The following is a 21529-nucleotide window of genomic DNA, read 5'->3' on the forward strand; positions in this document are numbered from 1 at the left end:
CACGACGAAGACCGTCTACTGACCAGCTTCTACGGCCGCGCCCGCCGCGGCTTCCGCTGGCACCGCGAGCAGCGGTACGAGGACCGGTTCGCGAACTTCTCGCGCACGATGACGCCGTCGAGGCCGGCCTCCTCGCAGCGGTGGCACGGCTCCCCCGCACGGCCGTAGGCGTTCAGGGACCGGGCGAAGTAGCCCGACTCGCCGTTCACGTTGACGTACAGCGAGTCGAAGCTCGTGCCGCCCGCGTCCAGGGCACGAAGCATGACCTGCTGGCAGGCTTCCACGAGTTCCCGCGTGCGCGGTGCGGTCATGGTCTCCGTGGGTGCAGCCCAGTGCAGCCGGGCAGCCCACAGTGCCTCGTCCGCGTAGATGTTGCCGATCCCGGAGATGAGCCCCTGGTCCAGCAGGGCGCGCTTCAACCCCGTGCGGCGTCGTCGCAGGGCGGCGTGGAACGCGTCGACGTCAAAGAGCGGGTCCAGCGGATCACGGGCGATGTGGAAGGCGTGCTCCGGGATGGTGCCCTGGCCATCAGCGCTGGGGACGAGCGGGTCCAGGAGCATCCCGCCGAAGATCCGCTGGTCCACGAACCGTGCCTGCTCGGGCAGCGGAGAACCGTCTGAGGCCACAGCGGGTGAGAGTCCCAGCCTGATCCGTTCGTGGCGCGGGGCCGGCTGATCCGCGGAGGCGACGAGCAGCTGCCCGCTCATCCCCAGGTGCACGAGCAGCGCGCGGGAGGGCTCGGCTTCGGAGGGGGCGCGCACGGGCAGCCACAGGAACTTCCCGCGGCGCTGCGCGGCGTCCACCGTGAGCCCGGTCAGGCTCTCCTGGAAGTCCAGCACGCCTGCCGTGTAGCGGCGCAGTGACCGCGCGTCGAAAACCTGCACGGAGTCGATCGTCCGACCCACGATCCACCGCTCGACGCCGCGGCGCACCACCTCCACCTCGGGCAGCTCGGGCACGGAGGCCTCAGCTCTTCGAGGGGAAGCGGGCGGCGATCGTCTCGCACGCGGCGGCAGCGGCGGCGCGCTCGGCGGCCTTCTTGGAGGTGCCCTCGCCGTGGCCGAGCACCTCGCCGTTCACCACGGCGTCGGCGGTGAAGTGGCGCTCGTGGTCCGGGCCGGTGCCCTTGACCTCGTAGCGGACGGTGCCCAGGCCGTGCTGGGCGACCAGCTCGACGATCTGGGTCTTCCAGTCCTTGCCCTCGTGCAGCACGCGGGTGTCCTCCAGCAGCGGGACCATCATGCGCAGCACGAGGTCGCGCGCGGGAACGGGCCCCTGGGACTCGTACACGGCTCCGATCACGGCCTCCGTGGTGTCCGCGAGGATGGACGCCTTCTCGCTACCGTGGGTGCGGATCTCTCCCTTGCCCAGGCGGATGTGCGGGCCCAGACCGAGGGTGCGGGCCACACCGGCCAGCGCCCGGGCCGAGACCACGGAGGCCCGCAGCTTGGCGAGCCGCCCCTCGTCCCAGTCCGGGTAGCGGTGGTAGATCTCGTCCGTCACGGCGAGCTGCAGGACGGCGTCGCCCAGGAACTCCAGGCGCTCGTTGTGCAACTCCCCGGTGTGCTCGTAGGCGTAGGAACGGTGCGTCAGCGCAATGCGAAGCGTCTCGGTGTCGATATCGACACCGAGACGCTCAAGCAGTTCGCCGGAATCCGGCAACGTTGCCACGTTACGCGTCAGCGACCTTGCGACCCTTGTACTCGTAGAACAAGGGGGTGCCGGCGGAATCGGAGACCAGCTTGGCCTGGTGCGGCAGGCTGTAGCTGACCTTGCCGTTCTCGACGGTCTTCACCAGCTGGGGGGCTTGCGCCTTCCACTGCGAACGACGCATCCGCGTATTCGCACGGGACATTTTCCGCTTGGGAACAGCCACGGCTATCTCTCTTCTCTCGTGTCGGTTGTCGGCTCCGACGTGTCGGCATCCTGATCCGGCTTGGTCAGCAGCCCCTGCAGGGCGGACCAGCGGGGATCCGTCACGTCGTGGTGGTGGTCCGGGTCGTTCTCGAGCCGTGCGCCGCACTGGGCGCACAGGCCCGGGCAGTCGGCCCGGCACACCGGTTGGAACGGCAGCTGAGTGATCACTGCGTCCCGAAGCATCGGTTCGAGGTCGATCTCCTCGTCCGTCACCTCATACACTTGCTCGTCCTCGACGTTCTCGTCACCCTTGGGGGACGGTTCGAAGACGAAAAGCTCTTGCACGTCGACCGGTAGTTCGTAGTCAATGGGGTCGAGGCACCTGCTGCACTCCCCGTGAACACTGACGATCACGGTTCCGCTGACCAGAATACCGTCGTGGACGGATTCCAGCCGCAGCTGCAGATCCATGGGCGCGCCCTCGGGGGAACCGATGAGCGCCGTCCCGAAATCCTTCGGTGCGGGGACCTCGACGTCCAGGGTTTCCATGGTCCCCGGGCGGTGTTCGAGCTCCCTGACACCGAATGCGAGGGATGAACTGTTGCGGTGATTCACGAAACTCCTGGCGTACGACACTGGCCGACAGACCATCTTAGCACGCGGTGGGCCCCTGTTCACATCGCGCCTCCCCGTGGACGACGACGTCGCCGTCCACGTTCCCGTCGAGCATCGCCTTCGTAGGTCCCCGCGATCCGACGAGACGGGAGGCCGCGGCGCGCGGCGTCGTTGCCCGCCAGTCCGAGGGCCGGCGGGTGCGCACTCAGCGGGTGCGAATCGCGTGCAGCACCTGGGGCGGCACGAACGAGGAGACGTCTCCGCCGAGTGCCGCGACCTCCATCACGAGTGAGGAGGACACGTGCAGCAGCGAGGGTTCCCCCGGCAGGAACACCGTCTCGACGCCGGTGAGCGAGCGGTTCATGGTGGCCATGGGCAGCTCGTAGTCGTAGTCCGCGCCGTTGCGCAGCCCCTTGACGAGGGCCACGGCCTCCCGTCGCTGCGCGTAGTCGGCGATCAGACCGGACTCCAGGGGCTCCACCACCACGCCGGGTTCGTCCGCGAAGACCTCGCGGACCAGCGCGATCCTCTCCTGCTCCGTGAACCGGTGGGTCTTGTGCGGGTTGGTGGACACCGCCACGACCACCTCGTCGAAGAGGCGGGCGGCACGGCGGATCACCGAGCAGTGTCCCAGGTGCAGCGGATCGAAGGACCCCGGGCAGATGGCGCGTTTCATGGCACCACCCTAGCCGTGGCCCGGCGATGCGGGTGTGTCCCCGATGGTTCCTACACTGGGTCCATGACCGGCACCGCACAGAACCGACCGAACGCCGCGAGCTCCTCGGGTGAGGACCCCCGCCGCCCCGCACCGTGGCAGCGCATGGCTGCCGGCGGCGGCCTGCTGGATCCCTCCGGCCAGCTGCGCTCCACGATCTTTGAGGAGATGACCGCGCTGGCCCGCCGCACGGGTTCGGCGAACCTGGGCCAGGGCTTCCCGGACTTTGACCCGCCGGCCGAGATGGTGGCCGCCGCGGTGGACGCTCTGCACGCCGGCCACCACCAGTACGCTCCGATCGTGGGCGTCCCCGCGCTGCGGGAGGCGGTGGCCACGCACCAGCGCGAGCACTACGGACTCGACCTGGACCCGGACGGCCAGGTGACCGTGTGCGCCGGCGCCACCGAGGGGATGACCGCCGCCCTGCTGGCTTTGCTGCAGCCCGGGGACGAGGTGGTCGTCTTCGAGCCCCACTACGACCTCTACGGTGCCGTGGTCGAGTTCGCCGGGGCCACCACAGTCCCCGTTCCGCTGCTGCCGCCGACCTTCGTACCGGACCCGGACGACGTCCGCGCAGCCTTCTCCCCGCGCACCCGCGCGGTGGTCCTCAACGACCCCCACAACCCCACCGGCACGGTGGCCTCCCGGGAGTTCAAGCAGCAGCTCGTGGAGCTCGCCACCGAGTTCGACGCCGTCATCCTGACCGACGAGGTCTACGAGCACCTGCGCTACAACGGGCCGCACGAGCCCATTGCCCAGCTCCCGGGAGCTGCGGGTCGCACCCTCACGGTGTCTTCGGCGGGCAAGACGTTCTCCGCCACGGGCTGGCGCGTGGGCTGGGTCAGCGGCCCGCGGGACCTCGTGCGCGGGGTGACGGCCGTGAAGACCTACCTCTCCCACAGCGCCGCCGCGCCCCTGCAGCACGCCGTGGCGTCCGTGCTGACCTCACCCGCCGGGTTCTACGAGCGGCTGCTCGAGGACTACCGCGAGCGCCGGGACGTGCTGGTTTCCGGTCTGCACGCCGCCGGGCTGAACCCGCCGATGCCAGCAGGCACGTTCTTCGCCGTCGCGGACGTCAGCGACCTCTACCCGCTGGCCGGGGTGCAGGACGCCGAGGGCCTCGCGCACCACTGGGCCGAGACGGTGGGCGTGGTGGGCATCCCCGTGTCCGCGTTCGTGGGCCCGGGCAACCGCGGGCTCTACTCGGACTGGCTGCGCCTGGCCTTCTGCAAGCGCACGGACGTGCTGCGCGGTGCGATGGCGGGACTGGTGGCCACCGTCTGAGGCGGGGCCTACTCAGCCGCCGCGGCGTCGTCCTCCGCCTCGAGGTACCACAGCCGCGTCTCGCCGTGGTTGCTGACTTCGAAGCGCTGCAGCCCGGCCGGCCACACCGGCTCCTCGGTACGTGCCGAGCGCTCCACCACGACGACGCCGCCCGGGCCGAGCCTGCCCCTGAGCAGGGACAGGGTGCGGACCAGCTCGTCGTTCTCCAGGGGGTAGGGCGGGTCCACGAGCACGAGGTCCCAGCGGTGGAACGGGGCGCGCCCCAGGTAGCCGCCCACTGAGGACTGCACCGTGGTGATGTGGGTGTCCGGGCACGACGCCGCCAGGGTCGCCGCGTTCTCACGGCACACCCGCGCGGCGGGTCCCGCGCGCTCCACGAGCGTCACGGTCGCCGCCCCGCGGCTCGCAGCCTCGAGCCCGAGGGCCCCCGAGCCCGCGAAGAGGTCCAGGACGCGGGCGCCGTCGCACATGCCCCACGCGTCCAGGCGCGCGAACAGGGACTCCTTGACCCGGTCCGTGGTCGGTCGGGTCGCGGAGCCCGGTACGGACTTCAGGCGCTGGCCACCGGCACGGCCGGCAATGATGCGTGTCATCCTCGCTCCAGGAATGCTTCTCGGTCCTCGTCCAGCACGCGGGCGATCGCCTCGCGCAGGTGCGGGTGGTTGGTGAGCTGCGGGTCCTCGGCCACCACGGCCTCGGCGGCGGTGCGGGCGCGGGCCACCAGGGCCTCGTCGCGCAGCACCCCCACCCAGCGCAAGCCGGAGCGGCCACCGGACTGGGAGGCACCCAGGATGTCGCCCTCCCGGCGCAGCCGCAGGTCCACCTCGGCGAGCTCGAAGCCGTCCGTGGTCGCGGCCACGGCGTCCAGGCGCGCGCGGGACGGGTGGTCCGGTGCCACGCGGGTCACGAGCAGGCACGTGCTCGCGTGCTCCCCGCGCCCGATCCGCCCGCGTAGCTGATGCAGCTGGGAGATCCCGAAGCGCTCCGGGTCCACCACGACCATCAGGGTGGCGTTCGGGACGTCCACCCCGACCTCCACCACGGTGGTGGAGACGAGCACGTCCACGTCCCCCTCCGCGAACTGCGCCATGGTCCGGGCCTTGTCCTGGGTCTCCTGGCGTCCGTGCAGCACCCGCACGCAAGCACCGCGCAACTCCGGCCGCGCCGCAACCAGCTCGGCGAGCCACGTGACCGTAGCGGCCTCCGGCTCGTCCTCCTGGGTCTCCAGGGACTCCCGCAGACTCGTGAATGACGGCACCGCGGCGTCGTCGCCGATCTTCGGCGCCACCACGTAGACCTGGCGGCCGTTGACCACGTGCTCAGCGGCGAGCTCCCAGACCCGGCGTTCCCACGCAGGGCCGTGCTCCGCGAGACCCACCACGTGGGTCTCGATCGGGCGGCGCCCACCCGGCAGCTCCCGCAGCGTGCTGACGTCCAGGTCGCCGAAGACGGTCATGGCCACGGTGCGCGGGATGGGGGTGGCCGTCATCACGAGGGTGTGGGGGCTCTGGCCCGCCTTGTCCCGCAGGGCATCCCGCTGCTCCACGCCGAAGCGGTGCTGCTCGTCCACCACGGCCAGTCCGAGGTCCGCGAACTGGACGGCCTCCTGAATCAGGGCGTGGGTGCCCACGACGATCCCGGCGGCACCGCTCGCGATGTCCAGCAGCGCCTTGCGCCGGGCCGTGGCGCCCATGCTCCCGGTGAGCAGCGTGACCTCGGTGGCGTGCTCGTCCCCGCCCAGCCTGCCCGGCATGGCCAGCGGGCCAAGGGCACGGGTGATCTTCTCGTGGTGCTGGGTGGCGAGCACCTCGGTGGGCGCGAGCATGGCCGCCTGACCGCCGCTGTCCACCACCTGCAGCATGGCCCGCAGCGCCACCACCGTCTTGCCGGAGCCCACATCACCCTGCAGCAGGCGGTTCATGGGCGCGGTGCCCGCGAGCTCTGCCGCGATCTGCTCCCCCACCTTGCGCTGGCCGCGGGTGAGGTCGAACGACAGACCGGCGTCGAAGCGTGCGAGGATGCCGTCCGCCAGAACGGGGCGCGGGTCCACCGGGTGCGAGGCGTGCTCGGCACGGCGACGGCGCAGCTCGGCCTGCAGCACGAACGCCTCCTGGAAGCGGAAGCGGCGCTGAGCGGACTCGTACGCGGCCACGGAGTCGGGCCGGTGCAGGTCTCGGTAGGCGTCGCCCGGGGGCGGCAGCTTCTCCACAACCACCACCTCCGACGGCAGCGGGTCCACGAGGGAGTCGAGGTCCGCGGTGAGCAGGACCTGGTGGACCACCTTCGCGATCCGCGGCGTCGTGAGCTTGGCCGTCTCCGGGTAGACCGGAATGGGCAGCAGCTCGCCGTCCGGCGAACGGTCGAGTGACTCGGGCGTGTCCACGGGGGCGTAGTCCGCCCCGGCCATGGACAGCGTGCCGCGGTAGAACTCGGGCTTGCCCGTGAACAGGGCCAGTGAGCCCACGGAAAGGTCCTTCTGGGCCGAGTAGGCGTTGAAGAACGTGATCTTCAGGCTCGCACCCGTGTCATCCGAGACGACCACGTCCGTGAGACTTCGGCGCGGGTCGCTGCGCATCCGTCGGGTGCTCGAGCTCTCCACCCGCGCCACGAACGAGGTCCGCTCCCCCGCCACGAGCTCCGAGAGGGCCTGGATCTTTCCGCGCCTGATGTAGCGCCGCGGGGCGTGGTCCAGCAGCTGGCCCACCGTGGTGATGCCCAGCTCCTTCTCGAGCAGGGCCACGGTGGAGCGCGGCGAGGAGCCGGGGACGTAGCGGGTCAGCGGCTGGTCGAGGACCCCGGCGAAGGCGCTGACACCGGCACCCCCGCGGGCGGTCACCGGGGCTCCACCGCGAGGGAGGTGACCGTGACGTTGCGGGCCTTGCCGCGGCGTCGCATCAGCTCCAGGGCGGTCTCCGGGTCCGTGACGTGCACGTGGACGCGCCACGTGTAGCCGTCCTCCTGCTCGCTCACGGCGCTGACGATGACGCTGTCACCGGCGTCGTCCAGCTCATGGCGCAGCTCTGCGGCGTCCAGGGCGGGCAGGTCCATGGTGCCCATGACCTCCCAGCCTTCCAGCTGATCCTGGGGTTCGCTCGTCAGTGGAAGCGCGTGCTGGCGCACGATCGCGGTCACGGGGTCCTCGAAACCCTCGTCCCCGCCGAGCTCCGCCCGCAGGGCAGCGAGGATCACGAGCATGCCGAGGGCACCGGAGTCCACCGTACCGCGCTCGGTGAGCACGGGGATCTGCTCCACGGTGTCCACGACCGCCTGAGCGCACGAGGCCAGCATGAGGTCCAGCCACTCGACGAGCTGCTGGTTCGAGCCCTCGGCGCTCGTGTCCGGGAGGGGCACCTCACCGGCGGCCTGCAGCACGGAGAGCATGGTGCCGGGCACGGGGTCTGTGAGGGCGGAGGAGCAGCGGACCCTGGCCGCCGTGAAGGCATCCCTGAGCTGCTCCGCGGTCAGCCGCACGCTGCCCTCCACGGCGTGGCCCATGGCGGTGAGCGTCAGGGCCGCCAGCATCCCGGAGTTGCCCCGTGCCTCCTCAAGGGCGGCCTGGCCCGCGTAGAGCAGCAGCTCCCCGACGTCCCTGCCCTCGATCAGGTGGGCGGCCTGCGCGGCGTGGCCCAGGGTGACGCTGAGGTTTACCCCGGTGTCCGCATCCGCGACAGGAAAGACGTTGAGGTTGTCCAGCACGTCCGCGTGATCGCACAGACCGCGATGGGCGGCGTCGAGCCAGCTGCGCACCTCTTCGGTGGACGATCCGGGCTTACTGCTCAAAATGATCCCATCCTTCAACGACGTCGAACCCGAACCACTGCCTCGGGGACTGTCCCGCGATCGTGACGGCCGGGCCCTCGCGATGCTGCCCGCGCGCGTCGCAACCCGCCGGCGCTGAACTGCCGGACCGGGCCCGCGCGGGGGCCGCGGGCGCACACGAGCCTATCGCACGGACCTCCGGGGGCAGAGGGGAATCCACAGGCAGCACGGCGAGCAGACCGTGGTCCTCACCGCCGGTGAGCAGCCACTGCCACGGGTCCGTGCCCACGACCCACGCCGCCGGCTCCAGCTGCGCCAGAGCGGCCTCCAGTGCGGTGGGATCGAGGTCGATGTGCACCCCGCTGGCCTCGGCGATCCGTCGGGCGTCCCGCAGCAGGCCGTCCGAGACGTCCAGCATGGCGGTGGCCCCGGCACGGGCGAGCTCGACCCCGCTGCCCACCGGTGGGCGGGGTCGCAACTGGGCCGCGCTCAGAGTCCTGCGCAGCTCCCCGGGCACCTCGTCCCACCGGCCGGGCACGGGCGTCAGGAGGGCGTCGAGCCCCGCGGCGGCGTGGCCGAGCACGCCGGTGTGCACGAGCGTTCCCCCGCCCCCGGCGCCGCCGCGCAGCACAGGGGCCAGCTCGCAGCGTCCCAGCACGGTGGCGGTGACCGAGAGCTCCCGGCCTCGCCCGAGGTCCCCTCCCACGAGGGCGCACTCCGTGGCACCAAGCTCCTCGAACGCGCGGGAGAGACCGTCGGCGAAGTCCGTGACCCACTGCACCGGGGTGTCCCCGGGCAGGGTGAGGGAGACGACGACCGCGGTGGGCGTGGCACCCATGGCCGCCACGTCCGCAAGGTTCTGCGCCGCGCACTTGCGGCCGAGGTCCCAGCCCGTGGTGCGGTCTCCGCTGGGCCACACCGCCAGGAAGTCCTGCCCCGCGGTCAGCGTGTCCGTGGTGACGACCACTCTGCCACCGGGTGTGGCCACCACGGCACAGTCGTCCCCCGGTCCGGTGAGCACGTGCGGGCCGTGCGTGGTGGCGACGGGCAGGAACGCCCGCAGCAGCTGCGACTCACTCACCTGGGACACGGTGGCCCCCGGCGGTGTCGCGGACTCGTGCGTCATACGTCTCACCCTAGCCACACCCTCCGACGCGCATTACGCGCCCGCTCCACCGCCTATCCTGGATGCCATGGTTCTCCCCTCCCCACACCGCCGCCCGTCGTTCCGGAAATCGGTCGGGGTTCGGGCCCGTGTTCAGGACGACGCGCAGGTTCAGGCGCAGGACACGGGGCTCCCGGCCTCGCGGCGCTTCCGCGGCACCAGGCCCCTCGGGGAGAGGCTTCCGGGCACGGCCCGGACGACCGGGCACCCTGCTCGCGGCGCGGCGTCCTCGCGGGCACGACGCCGCACGGCGGGGCTCGGCGCGCTCGTCGCCGGAACGCTCGCACTCACGGGCTGCGGATCGAGCGTGACCGTGGAGAGCGCCCCGCACGCCACGGACCCGCAGTGCGCCTCGGTGATGCTGGCGATGCCTGACGTCGTCAGCGACCTAGACCGCCGCGAGACGTCCAGCCAGGGGACCACCGCGTACGGGGACCCCTCCGCGATGATCGTGCGCTGCGGGGTGGACGAGCCGGGCCCCACCACGGACCCGTGCACCAACGTCAACGGCGTGGACTGGCTGATCTCCGAGGTCGAGGACCAGAAGGACCAGTGGCGCGCCGTGACCTACGGGCGCTCCCCCGCCACGGAGGTGCTCTTCGACGGAAGCCGAGTGCCCTCCTCCACGGCACTGGTGGACACCGGGTCCGCCGTGCAGAGCGTTCCCCAGACCCGCCAGTGCCTCTCCGTCAAGGACACCCTGGAGCAGCAGGGACAGTCCTGACCCGGCGCTCACGTCACCGGGTCAGGATGTTCCGGGGCGCAGGAGCAGAGGAACGCGACCGAACGCGGACGCCGGACCCGCCGCGCAGGGGGGGTCACTCGCTCAGCGCAGCCCCACGGGCCGTTCGAGCGCGAGCGTGATGAGCTCGTCGATCAGCTCGCTGTACTCCAGCCCGCTCGCGGCCCACATGCGGGGGTACATGGAGATGGGCGTGAAGCCGGGCATGGTGTTGATCTCATTGATGACCACGCGGTTGTCCGCAGTGACGAAGAAGTCGCAGCGAGCGAGTCCCTCACCGTCCACGGCGTTGAAGGCCCGCACGGCGTCGCGGCGCAGGGTCTTGATCACCTCGTCCGGCAGCCGTGCGGGGCAGGAGAGGGTGGCGCCGTCGTCCTCCACGTACTTGGCGTCGAAGTCGTAGAAGTCGTGGCCCTGGACCTCGATCTCCCCGGGCAGGGACGCGCGAGCGGGCTCCGTCCCGTGATCCCCCAGGACGGCGCACTCGATCTCCCGGCCCTCGAGGCCCGCTTCGACGACGACCTTCAGGTCGTGCTCCCGCGCCGTCTCCATGGCGGCGTCCAGCTGCGACATCTCGTCCACCCGTGTAATGCCGAAGGACGATCCCGCGCGCGCCGGCTTCACGAACACCGGGAACCCCAGCGCCTCGATCCGCTCGCGCACACCCTCACGGTCCGTGCGCCACATCCGGTCCGGGACCACCGTGTAGGGGCCCACCTCGAGCCCGGCGGCCTCGAAAGCGATCTTCATGAAGTGCTTGTCCATGCCGATCGCGGAGGCGGCGACACCGCACCCCACGTAGGGCAGGTCCGCGAGCTCGAGCATCCCCTGGAGGGTGCCGTCCTCGCCGAACGGCCCGTGCAGCAGGGGGAAGACGGCGTCCACGTGGCGACCCCTCGTGAGCGGTGCCCCGAACTCGCCGGAGTCGTGGATCAGCAGGCGGTTGTCGCCGGCCTGCAGGGGAAGGCTCACACGGCGCTCCCCGACCGGCAGCTGCGCCAGGGGCGTCTCCTCCAGCAGCGCCTCCAGCTCCTCCTGTGAGAACAGGAACCATGCGCCGTCCCGGGAGATCCCCACGCTCACGACGTCCCACTTGTCCCGGTCGATCGCGCGTAGCACGGACCGGGCGGTGATGAGGGACACGGAGTGCTCGGAGGAGCGGCCACCGAACACGACCGCCACGCACGGCCTCTCGCCCTGCGCGGTGGCCTCGGCGGTCTCGTGGCTGGTGCTCATGCGGTATTCCCTTCGGATTTCAGGTCTCGGCCCAGCAGCTTGGGGGCCAGTTCGTCCACCGGGGCGCCGTCGCGCAGCACGCTCACGACGGCGTCCGTGATGGGCATGTCCACGCCGTGGCGCTGCGCGAGGGTGAGGACGGCGGGCGCCGAGGTGATGCCCTCGGCGGTCTGGGTCATGGCGTCCTGCACCTGGGCGAGCGTGAGGCCCGCCCCCAGGAGCCTGCCGGCGGTGCGGTTGCGGGACAGGGACGAGGAGCATGTGGCCACGAGGTCACCCATGCCGGAGAGCCCTGACAGCGTGGTGAGGTCCCCGCCCAGTGCGAGAGCCAGCCGGGTGGTCTCCGCGAGACCGCGCGTCATCACGGAGGCCTTCGAGTTGTCCCCGTAGCCGCGACCGTCGCAGATCCCCACGCACAGGGCGATCACGTTCTTCACGAGTCCGCCGATCTCCGTGCCCACCACATCCGCGTTGGTGTACGGACGGAAGTACGGGGCGGCACAGCAAAGGGCGACCCATGCCGCGGTCCCGTGCTCCGGGGCGGCCACGACCGACGCCGTGGGCTCCTCCCGAGCGATCTCCATGGCGAGGTTCGGTCCGGAGAGCACACAGGTGCGCCCTGCCCACTCCTCCTGCGAACCGGCCGCGTGCGCGCCGAGCACCTGCGCGATCACCTCGGTCATGCGCAGACCCGTGGTGGACTCCAGCCCCTTGGCGAGGGACAGCACGACGGCGTCCGGGTCCAGGTGCGGGGCGGCCACCGTCAGCTGCGCGCGCAGCGACTGGGCGGGGATCGCGGCGACCACGAGTCCCGCACCCTCCAGGGCCGCCGGGAGGTCGCTCGAGTACTCGAGCCCCTCCGGCAGGTCCACGCCCGGCACGTAGCGCTCGTTGCGGTGCTCGCGGGAGAGGGTGGCCATTGCCTCAGGGGAACGGCCCCACAGGCACACGGTGCGCTCGGCACCGGCGTCCGCGGCGGCGTCGGCGAGGACCTTCGCGAAGGTGGTGCCCCACGACCCGGCGCCCAGCACGGTGATCTTGGCGGGTCCAGCCTCGGAGCGCGGCACGGTGGCGGAGGTGGCGGGAGGTGTCCCGTCGGTACGTGTCACGGTGCCACGCTCCCGCCGGCGTTCCCGAGCGGGGCGCCCGGGTCTGGAGCGGGTGCGCTGCCGGGCGCCGCGTCCGAGGCGAGACGGGTCTCTGCGGGCGAGGCGCCGTCGCCGGCCGTGCCAGCCACGTCCATCGACGCCGCGCCAGCGGTCACTGCTCCCGGCTGCCGCGCCGCGCCACGGCGGGGGTCGAAGGGCTCCGGCGGCGGGGTCTCGCCGCGCAGCTCGCCCGTGAGTCTGGTGACGGCGGCCATGATCACCTCGGTGGCGCGCCCGAGCTCCTCGGGGGACGGGTGACCGGAACGTACGAGCCCGCCGGGCACGAGATCCTGTGCACGAAGCGGCTCGCCGATGACACCCGTGACCCTCTTGGGGGGCCACGCACTGAACGTGCGGTGTCCCTGCGGATCCCGGTACAGGATCTCCTGGTCCCCCCAGTGCGCCATCGGCACCACGGGAACACCCGTCTCCAGCGCCAGGCGGGCTGCACCGGTGCGACCACGCATGGGCCACATGCCCGGGTCCCTCGTGATGGTGCCCTCCGGGTACACGATGATCGCGCCGCCACTGTCCAGCTCCGCGCGCGCGGCCACCAGGGAGTCCTTGGCCCGCGAGGTGCCGCGGTACACGGGAACCTGGCCGGTCCGCCGGATCACGGAGCCCATCACGGGGACGCGGAACAGGGATTCCTTGGCAAGGAACCGCGGCATGATCCCGGCCTTGTAGACGGGGTACGCCACGGTGATGGGGTCGATCTCCGTGAGGTGGTTGGCCACCACCACGAAGCCGCCCTGCGCGGGGAAGTTCTCCTGCCCGCTCCAGCGCGGCACGGCGAGCGCCCGGTAGACGGGGATCACCATGCCCGCCAGCACGCGGAACACGCGGCGCTGGGAGGTCCTGCTCATGGGTTCATCCACTCCTCGGTGGGCAGCAGGCGCCGTCTCCCGGGGAGGCGCTGGCCGCTGTGGGATGCTTCGTGGGCCACGTCGGCCAACGCAGGTTCGGGGCGCCGACGACGCCGCGGCGTCACGACTCCTCGACGACGAAGTTCGCGCCGAGCCCGTCGAGCTTGTCGGTGAAGTGCTCGTAACCGCGTTTGATAAGCTCCACACCCGTCACCTGGGACACGCCCTCGGCGGTCAGCGCGGCGATCAGGTGCGAGAAGCCGCCACGCAGGTCCGGGATGTGGATGTCCGTGGCGTGCAGAGGCGTGGGTCCGGAGATCACGGCGGAGTGCAGGAAGTTGCGCTGCCCGAAGCGGCAGGGCACGGAGCCCAGGCACTCGCGGTGCAGCTGGATGACGGATCCCATGCGGTTGAGCGCGCGGGTGAAGCCGAAGCGGTTCTCGTAGACCGTCTCGTGGACGATCGACACGCCCTTGGCCTGGGTCAGCACCACCACGAGCGGCTGCTGCCAGTCGGTCATGAAACCGGGGTGCACGTCCGTCTCCACGATCAGCGGGTTCAGGTCCCCGCCGGGGTGGTAGAAGCGGATGCCGTCCTCGCGGATGTCCAGCCCGCCGCCCACCTTCCGGAAGGTGTTCAGGAACGTCATCATGTCCGCCTGCTTGGCGCCGGCCACGAAGATGTCGCCGCCGGTCGCGAGCGCCGCTGAGCCCCACGACGCCGCCTCCATGCGGTCCGGCAGCGCGCTGTGCACATAGCCCGTGAGCTCGGGGACACCCTCGATGCGGATCACACGGTCTGTCTGGACCGTGATGAGCGCACCCATCTTCTGCAGGATGGCGATCAGGTCCATGATCTCGGGCTCGGTGGCCGCTCCGCGCAGCTCGGTGTGGCCCTCCGCGCGCGTGGCGGTCAGCAGCACCTGCTCTGTGGCACCCACGGACGGGTACGGCAGGTCGATCTTCGCGCCCTGCAGCCCGTGCGGGGCGCTCATCCGGATGCCGGAGTCGAGCTTGTCCACCTTGGCGCCGAAGTTGCGCAGCACCTCAAGGTGGTAGTTGATGGGCCGGTCCCCGATCCGGCAGCCGCCGAGATCGGGGATGAAGGCCTCACCGAGCGCGTGCAGCAGGGGTCCGCACAGCAGGATCGGGATCCGGGAGTCCCCGGCGTGGGCGTCGATGTCCGAGTGTCGGGCGCGCGTGACATTGGTTGGATCGAGAGTGAGCTGCCCGAGGGCGTCGTCACGCGTGACGTCCACGCCGTGCAGCGCGAGCAGGTCCGTGACGACCTCGACGTCCTTGATCTCGGGCACGTTGCCGAGCGTGGACGGCGTGGACCCGAGGAGTGCGGCCACCATGGCCTTCGGAACGAGGTTCTTGGCGCCGCGTACCGTCACCTGACCCGACAGCGGCACGCCGCCGGTGATGCGCAGAGAAGTCATGACCTACCGATCTGGGGAAGCGTCGCCCGCACGCGGAACGCGCACGAGACCTCGACATTCTACCGACTCGCGGCGGGCCCCGGTCCAGTCACCGCTCAGGTTCGAGCGGGCAGCGTGGTGGGCTTGAACGCTGGGCGGGTGCGCTCGTAGGCCTCGATGTCCTCCTCCTGCTGAAGGGTCAGCCCGATGTCGTCCAGGCCCTCCATGAGCCGCCAGCGCGTGTAGTCGTCGATCTGGAACGGCACGGTCACCGGCCCGCACGTGACGGTGCGGGACTCCAGGTCCACGCGGACCTCGATGCCCGGCTGCTCCTCCATGAGCTTCCACAGCAGCTCCACGTCCGACTGCTCCACCTGCGCCGCGAGCAGCCCCTGCTTGCCGGAGTTGCCGCGGAATATGTCCGCGAAGCGCGAGGAGATGACGGCCTTGAAACCGTAGTCCCGCAGCGCCCAGACGGCGTGCTCGCGGGAGGAGCCCGTGCCGAAGTCCGAGCCGGCCACCAGCACGGAGGCGTTCTCGTACTCGGGGCGGTTGAGCACGAAGTCCGGATTCTTGCGCCACCCGGCGAACAGGGCGTCCTCGAAGCCGGTCTTGGTGATGCGCTTGAGGAAGACGGCGGGGATGATCTGGTCCGTGTCCACATTGGACTGCTTCAACGGCGCGGCCACGCCGGTGTGGGTGGAGAACTTCTCCATGGCGGTGTCCTTCAGTAGCTGGTGCGGTGGTCGGGGCTGCGGAGCTCAGGCCATGGGCTGGAGGCCGGACGGCACGGGCGCCGCGGCGCCGGCGGGCTCGAGGTCCGACGGCGCGCTGAGCGTGCCGCGCACGGCCGTGGCCGCGGCGACCACGGGCGAGACCAGGTGGGTGCGCCCACCCTTGCCCTGCCGACCCTCGAAGTTGCGGTTGGACGTGGAAGCGCACCGTTCCCCCGGGGCCAGCTGGTCCGGGTTCATGCCGAGGCACATGGAGCATCCCGCGAAGCGCCAGTCCGCGCCGAACTCGCGGAAGACCCGGTCGAGGCCCTCCGCCTCGGCCTGCAGCCGAACCCTGGCAGAGCCCGGGACCACCATCATGCGCACGTTCTCGGCCTTGCGGCGACCCTTGACGATCTCCGCGGCGGCGCGCAGGTCCTCGATCCGGGAGTTGGTGCACGAGCCCAGGAACACGGTGTCCACCGGGATCTCCTTCATGGGGGTGCCCGCCTCGAGGCCCATGTACTCCAGGGCGCGGCGCGCCGCGTCCTTCGCGTTGTCGTCCCCGACCTCCTCCGGGTCCGGGACGGGCTGCGACAGCGGCACGCCCTGGCCGGGGTTGGTGCCCCAGGTGACGAACGGCTCGAGCTCGTCCGCGTCGATGAACACCTCGCGGTCGAACGCCGCGCCCTCGTCCGTATGCAGCGTGCGCCAGTACTCGACGGCGGCGTCCCAGTCCTCGCCCTGCGGGGCGTGCGGGCGGCCCTGGACGTAGTCCATGGTGGTCTCGTCCGGGGCGATCATCCCCGCGCGGGCGCCGGCCTCGATGGACATGTTGCAGATGGTCATGCGCGCTTCCATGGACAGCGAGCGGATCGCCGAGCCGCGGTACTCGAGCACGTGGCCCTGACCGCCCCCCGTGCCGATCTTGGCGATCACGGCCAGGATGATGTCCTTGGAGCTGACGCCGGGCTTCAGCGTCCCTTCCACGTTGATGGCCATGGTCTTGAACGGGGCCAGGGAGAGCGTCTGCGTGGCCATCACGTGCTCCACCTCGGAGGTGCCGATGCCGAACGCCAGCGCGCCGAATGCGCCGTGCGTGGAGGTGTGGGAGTCCCCGCACACCACGGTCATCCCCGGCTGCGTCAGACCCAGCTGGGGGCCCACCACGTGCACGATGCCCTGCTCGGAGTCCCCCAGGGAGTGCAGGCGCACGCCGAACTCCTCGCAGTTGCGCCGCAGCGTCTCGATCTGCTTGCGGGAGGTCTCGTCCGCGATGGTCGAGAAAATGTTCTCGGTGGGGGTGTTGTGGTCCTCGGTGGCGATCGTGAGGTCCGTGCGGCGCAGGCCGCGCCCGGCCAGCCGCAGCCCCTCGAAGGCCTGCGGGCTCGTGACCTCGTGGAGCAGGTGGAGGTCGATGTAGATGAGGTCCGGGCGTCCCGCCTCGCCCTGGCGCACCAGGTGGTCGTTCCAGACCTTCTCGGCGAGGGTCCGCGGCGGGGTGGTCACGGCGGTCGTCGTCATCTCGTCTCTCCTGTTCTTGCTGCGGCGCCCCGGTGGCGGGCGGCTGCCCGTGGCGCTCCGGGTGCCGGAGGCGTCCTTTCGCACCATCGTCACCGCTGCCGGGCACCAGTTCCACTCCGCGAACTTGCTTCTCGAATTCTGAGACGGCAGTATCAGAAAATGGACACGACACACGCCATGGATCCGTCCGGCGCTCCCCTGGGCTCTCCGCTGGGCGGCCGGGGCACCGGCACCGCCATGCAGGAGGAGTCCTCCTTCTCACCATCCGGCGTGGGCGTGATCGACAAGGCCTCCCTGATCCTCGACGCGCTCGAGGCAGGCCCGGCTTCGCTCGCGGACCTCGTGGACGCCACCGGTCTCGCGCGCCCGACGGCGCACCGCCTGGCCGTCGCACTGGCCCACCACCGGCTCGTGGGCAGGGACGTGCAGGGCCGTTTTGTCCTCGGCTCGCGGCTCGTGGAGCTCGCCTCCGCGGCACGCGAGGACCGGCTGATCTCCGCGGCCGCCCCGGTGCTGCTGCAGCTGCGGGACAGCACCGGCGAGTCCTCGCAGGTTTTCCGCCGCCAGGGCGAGTGGCGCGTGTGCGTCGCGTCCGCGGAACGCCCGATCGGGCTGAGGGACACGATTCCCGTGGGCACCCAGCTGTCCATGAAGGCCGGTTCCGCCGCCCAGGTGCTCGTGGCGTGGGAAGACCACGCACGGCTCATCGAGGGCCTGCAGCACGCCCGGTTCTCCGCAACCACGCTCGCCGGGGTGCGACGTCGCGGCTGGGCGCAGTCGATCGGCGAGCGCGAGCCGGGCATCGCCTCGGTCTCGGCTCCCGTGCGGGGCCCCTCCGGGAGGGTGATCGCGGCCGTGTCCATCAGCGGCCCCATCGAGAGGCTGTCCAAGCAGCCCGGACAGAAGCACGCGGATGTCGTGGTCCAGGCCGCCCGTCAGCTCAGTGAGGCGGTGCGCGTCAGCGCGACGTGAGCCCCGCCCGCGCCACGGCGTCCGCGAACTCCCGGTGCGCCTCGAGCTCGCGGCGCACCGGTGCCTCCACGGACTCGGTGGCTGCCTCCCGCACCGAGCGCAGCAGGCGTCGTCGCACCCCCGAGGCGTGGACGCGGGACGCAAGGGACGCGAGCACCGCACCCGTGAGCGCGAGGAACAGTGCGAGGACCACACCGGTGAGGACCATCAGCGTGGGCACCGGCAGCGGGAAGTCCTGGACCGTGGGCGGGGGCGGCAGCTGGATCTGGAAGTACTGGGCCAGGAACAGCCCGAGCAGCCACAGCAGGCCCAGCACCGTGACGAGCATCGCGAGCCACTGCAGGAGGTCGAAGGCAAGCCACCACCACGACGAGCGGTGGGCCGAAAACTTCGTGCGGGCCACGGCCTGGTCGAGCGTGTCCGGCAGGCGGTGCTCGTTGGTGCGTGCAGCGGCCCTGACGCTGCGCCGCCACGGCTCGCCGGCCCCGGCGGAGACCTCGTCCGCGAAGCCGCGCACTGCGGAGTCCGCTGCCGCCCTGCGGGAGGCGTCCATCGCGGGTACCGAAGTGTGGTGCACCCCGGGGTCGGAAGTCTTCTCGTGGCTCTCGATGTGCAGGCGCTTGAGCGGGTCCTTGCGGAACCGGGAGAGCCAGCGGGTGGCGATCCACCCGGTGTGCCTGCCCGCCCTCAACCGGTAGGAGCGGGCAGCGGCGTCCGCGACCATCTCGATCCCCCCGGCGCGCGCGAGCCCCTCGGTGAGCCGTTCGCCCGCCGCCTTGTCGATGCCGTGCGGATCGCCCTGTCCCGCGGCATCCGCGAGCTCCCGGGCGGCGTGCTGCACGTCCGTCTCGAGCCGCTGCCCCGCCGCCGCACGCCCCGCGGCCACCGCGTGGATGCGCTCGCGCAGAAACTCGATGCCCTGTCCCGTGGCGGCCGAGACCGCCACGGGTGCGCTCTGCCCCGTGGCGGGCAGCCCGTCCTGGCGCACGAGGTCCGTGAGCGAGGCGAGCACGCCCGGCACGTCCCGTTCCGCGAGCCGGTCCGCCTGATTGAGCACCACCATGGTCACCGCCCCGTGCCGGGCGAGCGGCTGCACGAAGTCCTGGTGCAGCACGGCGTCCGCGTACTTCTGTGGGTCCACGACCCACACGACCACGTCCACCAGGCCCACCATGCGCTGCACGATCTGGCGGTGCTCACTGGTCACCGAGTCGAAGTCCGGCAGGTCCAGCAGCACGAGCCCACCCTGCGCTGTGCTCGCCCGCCGCCCGCTGCCGGTGGAGACGCTGAGTGCGGGGCCCACCACCCGGCGGTCGGCCACGTCAAGCCAGTCCAGCAGCGGCTGGCTGCCCTCCTCGCCCCAGATGGCGGCCAGGGGCTTCGACGTCGTGGGCCTGCGTGCCGCTGCGCGGGCCAGCTCCTTGCCAGCCACGGCGTTGAACAGCGTGGACTTCCCGGAGCCTGTGGCGCCGAAGAACCCCACCACCGTGTGGTCCGCGGACAGCGCACGCCGCTGCCCGGCCGTGTCGAGCGTGTGCCGGGCCCGCTGCACCACGTCCGCGTCCAGGCGGCCCTCCGCGATCTCGGTGGCCCGTGCGAGCCCCTCGATCCGTTCGGACAGGCTTACCGTCTCGTTCCGGGAACGGGGGCTCACAGGGCCTCACTCTCCCGGCGCACGAGCTCGGCCGCAGCATGCAGCTCCTGGGCGGTGGGGTGCTCCCCCAGCTCGTCGATGGAGTCCAGGAAGAGCTTGGCGCGCTGGTCCAGAAGGCCTTGGATGCGGGACTCAAGGTTGCTGCGCGCCTGGTCGCTCATGCGGCGCACGGCGTCCTCACCGAAGACGGCCTCGAGCAGCTTCATGCCCACCACACCGGAGCCGCCGGCGATCCCGACCTCCAGTCCCGTGAGCCCTCCGGTGGTCGAGAACACGGCGATCATCAGGATCACGGCCAGGGCGTTCACGCCCAGGGACATCGCCCGCGCACGCGTCCGCTTACCCGCACCCTCCTGCTGGATCATGAGCATCACGTCTGACTGCCAGGCGCGGATGCTCTCGGCCACCTGCTCGGGGTAGTCCGGTGGCAGGGCGGAGGCGTCCCGTCCCGCGAGCAGCACCTGCCCGGACGGCTCGTCCCGCCAGCGCCGCTCCGCGGACTCCGCGGCGCGCGCCGTGTTCTCCACGATCACCGCCTGCAGCCCGGTCTCGATGGCTTCCTCCACCCGCACCTCGGGCGTCGGCTGGCCCTTGAAGAACGCGGTCATCCGGTCCCGCACCCGGCCGATCCCGGCCTCCAGGCTGCGGAAGAACTCGCCGGTCCCCACGAAGTCCTGCCACCGGGAGAGCACCTCTCCGCGCAGCAGGGTGCCGTCCCGCGTGGAGTCCACGATCGCCCGCAGCGCCTCGCCGAAGGAGGTGGACACCTCCCGGCGCAGGTGCTCCTCGGTGCGCTGCTGCGCGGCGACGGCCTCGCCGGTGCGCTCGGTGGTGTCCGCCAGCTCGCGCACCGCTCCGCCGAGGGTGCGCGCCGCAATCTCGGAGCGCGCCTGGGCGTCCGCGCCGAGGCGTTCGAGCCACTCGCGCACCGGCTCCACCGCCGCCGCCGGAAGCATCCCGGTCTCGTTCAGCGGGGACTCGGTCACCACGAAGATCGGCGCGGCCCCGAGGCCCTCCTCGTCCAGCATCCGCCGGAGGTCATCCTCGATCTCCTTGGCGGAGGAAGCCTGCACCCGGTCCAACACCACGGCCACGGTGATGTCCCGGCCCGCGGCGTTGCGCAGCAGCTGCCACGGGACGGCGTCCGCGTAGCGGTTGGCGGTGGTGACGAACAGCCACAGGTCCGCTGCGGAGAGCAGCTGCGCGGCGAGCGCACGGTTGTCGTTGGAAATCGAGTCCACGTCCGGGGCGTCGAGGATCGCGAGCCCCTCGGGGATGTTCGTGTCCGCGAGCAGCACGAGGGACCCGGTGTCCTCGACGGTCCCGTCACCCGACTCCCCCGCGGGCGGCGTGTGCCCCGCGGCCACCACGGTGCCGTGCACCCTGGCCAGACGGGGCAGCACGCGCTGGGTGGTGAAGGCCCCGGCGTCGCTCGGGTGGTGGATCAGCAGCGGCCTGCGTGTGGTGGGGCGGATCGCCCCGGACCGGGTCACGGGGTGGCCCACGAGGGCGTTGACGAGCGTGGACTTCCCCGCCCCCGTTGAGCCTCCGACCACGGCGAGCAGGGGCGCGTCCAGGGAACGCACCCGGGGCAGCACGTAGTCGTCCAGCTGGGCGACGGCGCGGGCGGCGTCCTCTCGCTGCTGGGGCGCGCTGGCGGTGGCCAGTGGCAGGGTGGTTGAACGCAGGAGCTCGCGCGTGCCCTCCAGGGCCTCGATGAGCGGCACGGCCGGGGTCTCGTGGGTGTTCACACGGTCATTGTGCCAGCAGCTCGGCATGCCGCCGGCGCGCAGTGCCGACAACGCCGCGGAATCCGGACATGACAAAACCCCGGCTTCCGTGGAAACCGGGGTTTTGTG

Annotated in this window: 20 protein-coding genes; 3 read left to right on the top strand and 17 right to left on the bottom strand. The window is 71.5% G+C overall.

Annotation, left to right across the window (positions count from 1 at the left end):
- Window positions 1–29 precede the first annotated feature (29 nt).
- The 5 genes from mutM to coaD form a co-directional block, all read right to left on the bottom strand.
- On the bottom strand, window positions 30–959 hold the full coding sequence (gene mutM, locus FS770_RS01140) for a bifunctional DNA-formamidopyrimidine glycosylase/DNA-(apurinic or apyrimidinic site) lyase (RefSeq protein WP_144942526.1): 930 nt from the start codon (window positions 957–959) through the stop codon (window positions 30–32).
- Between the two features lie 7 nt (window positions 960–966).
- On the bottom strand, window positions 967–1671 hold the full coding sequence (gene rnc / locus FS770_RS01145) for a ribonuclease III (RefSeq protein WP_145009352.1): 705 nt from the start codon (window positions 1669–1671) through the stop codon (window positions 967–969).
- A gap of 1 nt (window position 1672) precedes the next feature.
- Window positions 1673–1876, bottom strand: a complete 204-nt coding sequence (gene rpmF / locus FS770_RS01150) for a 50S ribosomal protein L32 (protein WP_094394193.1) — start codon at window positions 1874–1876, stop codon at window positions 1673–1675.
- 2 nt (window positions 1877–1878) lie between these two features.
- Window positions 1879–2472: a YceD family protein gene (locus FS770_RS01155; RefSeq protein ID WP_144942687.1), complete on the bottom strand. Its 594-nt coding sequence runs from the start codon at window positions 2470–2472 to the stop codon at window positions 1879–1881.
- A gap of 205 nt (window positions 2473–2677) precedes the next feature.
- Window positions 2678–3148, bottom strand: a complete 471-nt coding sequence (gene coaD / locus FS770_RS01160) for a pantetheine-phosphate adenylyltransferase (RefSeq protein WP_144942524.1) — start codon at window positions 3146–3148, stop codon at window positions 2678–2680.
- 144 nt (window positions 3149–3292) lie between these two features.
- Between coaD and FS770_RS01165 the strand changes: the two genes are divergently transcribed.
- Window positions 3293–4471, top strand: a complete 1179-nt coding sequence (locus FS770_RS01165) for an aminotransferase class I/II-fold pyridoxal phosphate-dependent enzyme (protein WP_145010310.1) — start codon at window positions 3293–3295, stop codon at window positions 4469–4471.
- Between the two features lie 8 nt (window positions 4472–4479).
- Here the strand turns inward: FS770_RS01165 and rsmD are convergent, their stop codons facing one another.
- From rsmD to thiL, 4 genes are read right to left on the bottom strand one after another with little or no spacing between them, the layout of a single operon-like run.
- Window positions 4480–5064, bottom strand: coding sequence for a 16S rRNA (guanine(966)-N(2))-methyltransferase RsmD (rsmD, locus tag FS770_RS01170; protein ID WP_145009356.1), 585 nt, complete (start codon window positions 5062–5064; stop codon window positions 4480–4482).
- Window positions 5061–7307: an ATP-dependent DNA helicase RecG gene (locus FS770_RS01175; RefSeq protein ID WP_145009360.1), complete on the bottom strand. Its 2247-nt coding sequence runs from the start codon at window positions 7305–7307 to the stop codon at window positions 5061–5063. Before FS770_RS01175 ends, rsmD begins: the two co-directional genes overlap by 4 nt.
- The gene (locus tag FS770_RS01180; RefSeq protein ID WP_244944674.1) at window positions 7304–8251 is read right to left on the bottom strand and encodes a DAK2 domain-containing protein; all 948 of its coding nucleotides are present in this window, start codon (window positions 8249–8251) and stop codon (window positions 7304–7306) included. The genes FS770_RS01175 and FS770_RS01180 overlap by 4 nt, the downstream gene beginning before the upstream one ends.
- Window positions 8241–9356, bottom strand: a complete 1116-nt coding sequence (thiL, locus tag FS770_RS01185; protein ID WP_144942521.1) for a thiamine-phosphate kinase — start codon at window positions 9354–9356, stop codon at window positions 8241–8243. The genes FS770_RS01180 and thiL overlap by 11 nt, the downstream gene beginning before the upstream one ends.
- Window positions 9357–9702: 346 nt before the next feature.
- Between thiL and FS770_RS13955 the strand changes: the two genes are divergently transcribed.
- Window positions 9703–10119 carry a DUF3515 domain-containing protein gene (locus FS770_RS13955; RefSeq protein WP_244944675.1) on the top strand — a complete coding sequence of 139 codons (417 nt, stop codon included), beginning with the start codon at window positions 9703–9705 and terminating at the stop codon, window positions 10117–10119.
- Window positions 10120–10221: 102 nt separating this feature from the next.
- On the opposite strand, the gene FS770_RS01195 is transcribed toward FS770_RS13955, so the two are convergent.
- The 6 genes from FS770_RS01195 to leuC all read right to left on the bottom strand — a co-directional run bounded on the left by FS770_RS01195 (window position 10222) and on the right by leuC (window position 17044).
- Window positions 10222–11373, bottom strand: a complete 1152-nt coding sequence (locus tag FS770_RS01195; RefSeq protein ID WP_144942519.1) for a D-alanine--D-alanine ligase family protein — start codon at window positions 11371–11373, stop codon at window positions 10222–10224.
- Entirely contained in the window at window positions 11370–12482 is a 1113-nt protein-coding gene (locus FS770_RS01200; RefSeq protein ID WP_414672756.1) for an NAD(P)H-dependent glycerol-3-phosphate dehydrogenase, read from the bottom strand. The genes FS770_RS01195 and FS770_RS01200 overlap by 4 nt, the downstream gene beginning before the upstream one ends.
- The gene (locus FS770_RS01205) at window positions 12479–13387 is read right to left on the bottom strand and encodes a lysophospholipid acyltransferase family protein (RefSeq protein ID WP_145009366.1); all 909 of its coding nucleotides are present in this window, start codon (window positions 13385–13387) and stop codon (window positions 12479–12481) included. The genes FS770_RS01200 and FS770_RS01205 overlap by 4 nt, the downstream gene beginning before the upstream one ends.
- Before the next feature lie 121 nt (window positions 13388–13508).
- On the bottom strand, window positions 13509–14828 hold the full coding sequence (gene murA / locus FS770_RS01210; RefSeq protein ID WP_144942517.1) for a UDP-N-acetylglucosamine 1-carboxyvinyltransferase: 1320 nt from the start codon (window positions 14826–14828) through the stop codon (window positions 13509–13511).
- Window positions 14829–14923: 95 nt separating this feature from the next.
- On the bottom strand, window positions 14924–15523 hold the full coding sequence (gene leuD, locus FS770_RS01215; RefSeq protein WP_144942516.1) for a 3-isopropylmalate dehydratase small subunit: 600 nt from the start codon (window positions 15521–15523) through the stop codon (window positions 14924–14926).
- A gap of 45 nt (window positions 15524–15568) precedes the next feature.
- Complete coding sequence (leuC, locus tag FS770_RS01220) at window positions 15569–17044, bottom strand: 3-isopropylmalate dehydratase large subunit (protein ID WP_144942515.1); 1476 nt, start codon at window positions 17042–17044, stop codon at window positions 15569–15571.
- Window positions 17045–17203: 159 nt separating this feature from the next.
- On the opposite strand from leuC, the gene FS770_RS01225 reads away from it, so the two are divergent.
- The gene (locus FS770_RS01225; protein WP_144942514.1) at window positions 17204–18016 is read left to right on the top strand and encodes an IclR family transcriptional regulator; all 813 of its coding nucleotides are present in this window, start codon (window positions 17204–17206) and stop codon (window positions 18014–18016) included.
- Here FS770_RS01225 and FS770_RS01230 read toward each other — a convergent pair.
- Together FS770_RS01230 and FS770_RS01235 are read right to left on the bottom strand one after the other, a co-directional pair.
- A complete protein-coding gene (locus FS770_RS01230) occupies window positions 18003–19670 on the bottom strand; it encodes a GTPase (protein ID WP_145009369.1) in 1668 nt (555 codons plus the stop codon). The two genes, FS770_RS01225 and FS770_RS01230, sit on opposite strands and share 14 nt — an antisense overlap.
- On the bottom strand, window positions 19667–21448 hold the full coding sequence (locus tag FS770_RS01235; protein ID WP_145009372.1) for a dynamin family protein: 1782 nt from the start codon (window positions 21446–21448) through the stop codon (window positions 19667–19669). Before FS770_RS01235 ends, FS770_RS01230 begins: the two co-directional genes overlap by 4 nt.
- Window positions 21449–21529: the final 81 nt, after the last annotated feature.

This window comes from Kocuria salsicia (assembly GCF_007681555.1).
GTDB lineage: Bacteria > Actinomycetota > Actinomycetes > Actinomycetales > Micrococcaceae > Kocuria > Kocuria salsicia.

Coding starts and splice junctions, on each gene's coding strand:
- coaD (WP_144942524.1), bottom strand. CDS start 3,148: ATGAAACGCGCCATCTGCCCGGGGTCCTTCGATCCGCTGCACCTGGGA.
- FS770_RS01165 (WP_145010310.1), top strand. CDS start 3,293: ATGGCTGCCGGCGGCGGCCTGCTGGATCCCTCCGGCCAGCTGCGCTCC.
- rsmD (WP_145009356.1), bottom strand. CDS start 5,064: ATGACACGCATCATTGCCGGCCGTGCCGGTGGCCAGCGCCTGAAGTCC.
- thiL (WP_144942521.1), bottom strand. CDS start 9,356: ATGACGCACGAGTCCGCGACACCGCCGGGGGCCACCGTGTCCCAGGTG.
- FS770_RS01195 (WP_144942519.1), bottom strand. CDS start 11,373: ATGAGCACCAGCCACGAGACCGCCGAGGCCACCGCGCAGGGCGAGAGG.
- FS770_RS01205 (WP_145009366.1), bottom strand. CDS start 13,387: ATGAGCAGGACCTCCCAGCGCCGCGTGTTCCGCGTGCTGGCGGGCATG.
- murA (WP_144942517.1), bottom strand. CDS start 14,828: ATGACTTCTCTGCGCATCACCGGCGGCGTGCCGCTGTCGGGTCAGGTG.
- leuD (WP_144942516.1), bottom strand. CDS start 15,523: ATGGAGAAGTTCTCCACCCACACCGGCGTGGCCGCGCCGTTGAAGCAG.
- leuC (WP_144942515.1), bottom strand. CDS start 17,044: ATGACGACGACCGCCGTGACCACCCCGCCGCGGACCCTCGCCGAGAAG.
- FS770_RS01225 (WP_144942514.1), top strand. CDS start 17,204: ATGGACACGACACACGCCATGGATCCGTCCGGCGCTCCCCTGGGCTCT.
- FS770_RS01235 (WP_145009372.1), bottom strand. CDS start 21,448: ATGCCGAGCTGCTGGCACAATGACCGTGTGAACACCCACGAGACCCCG.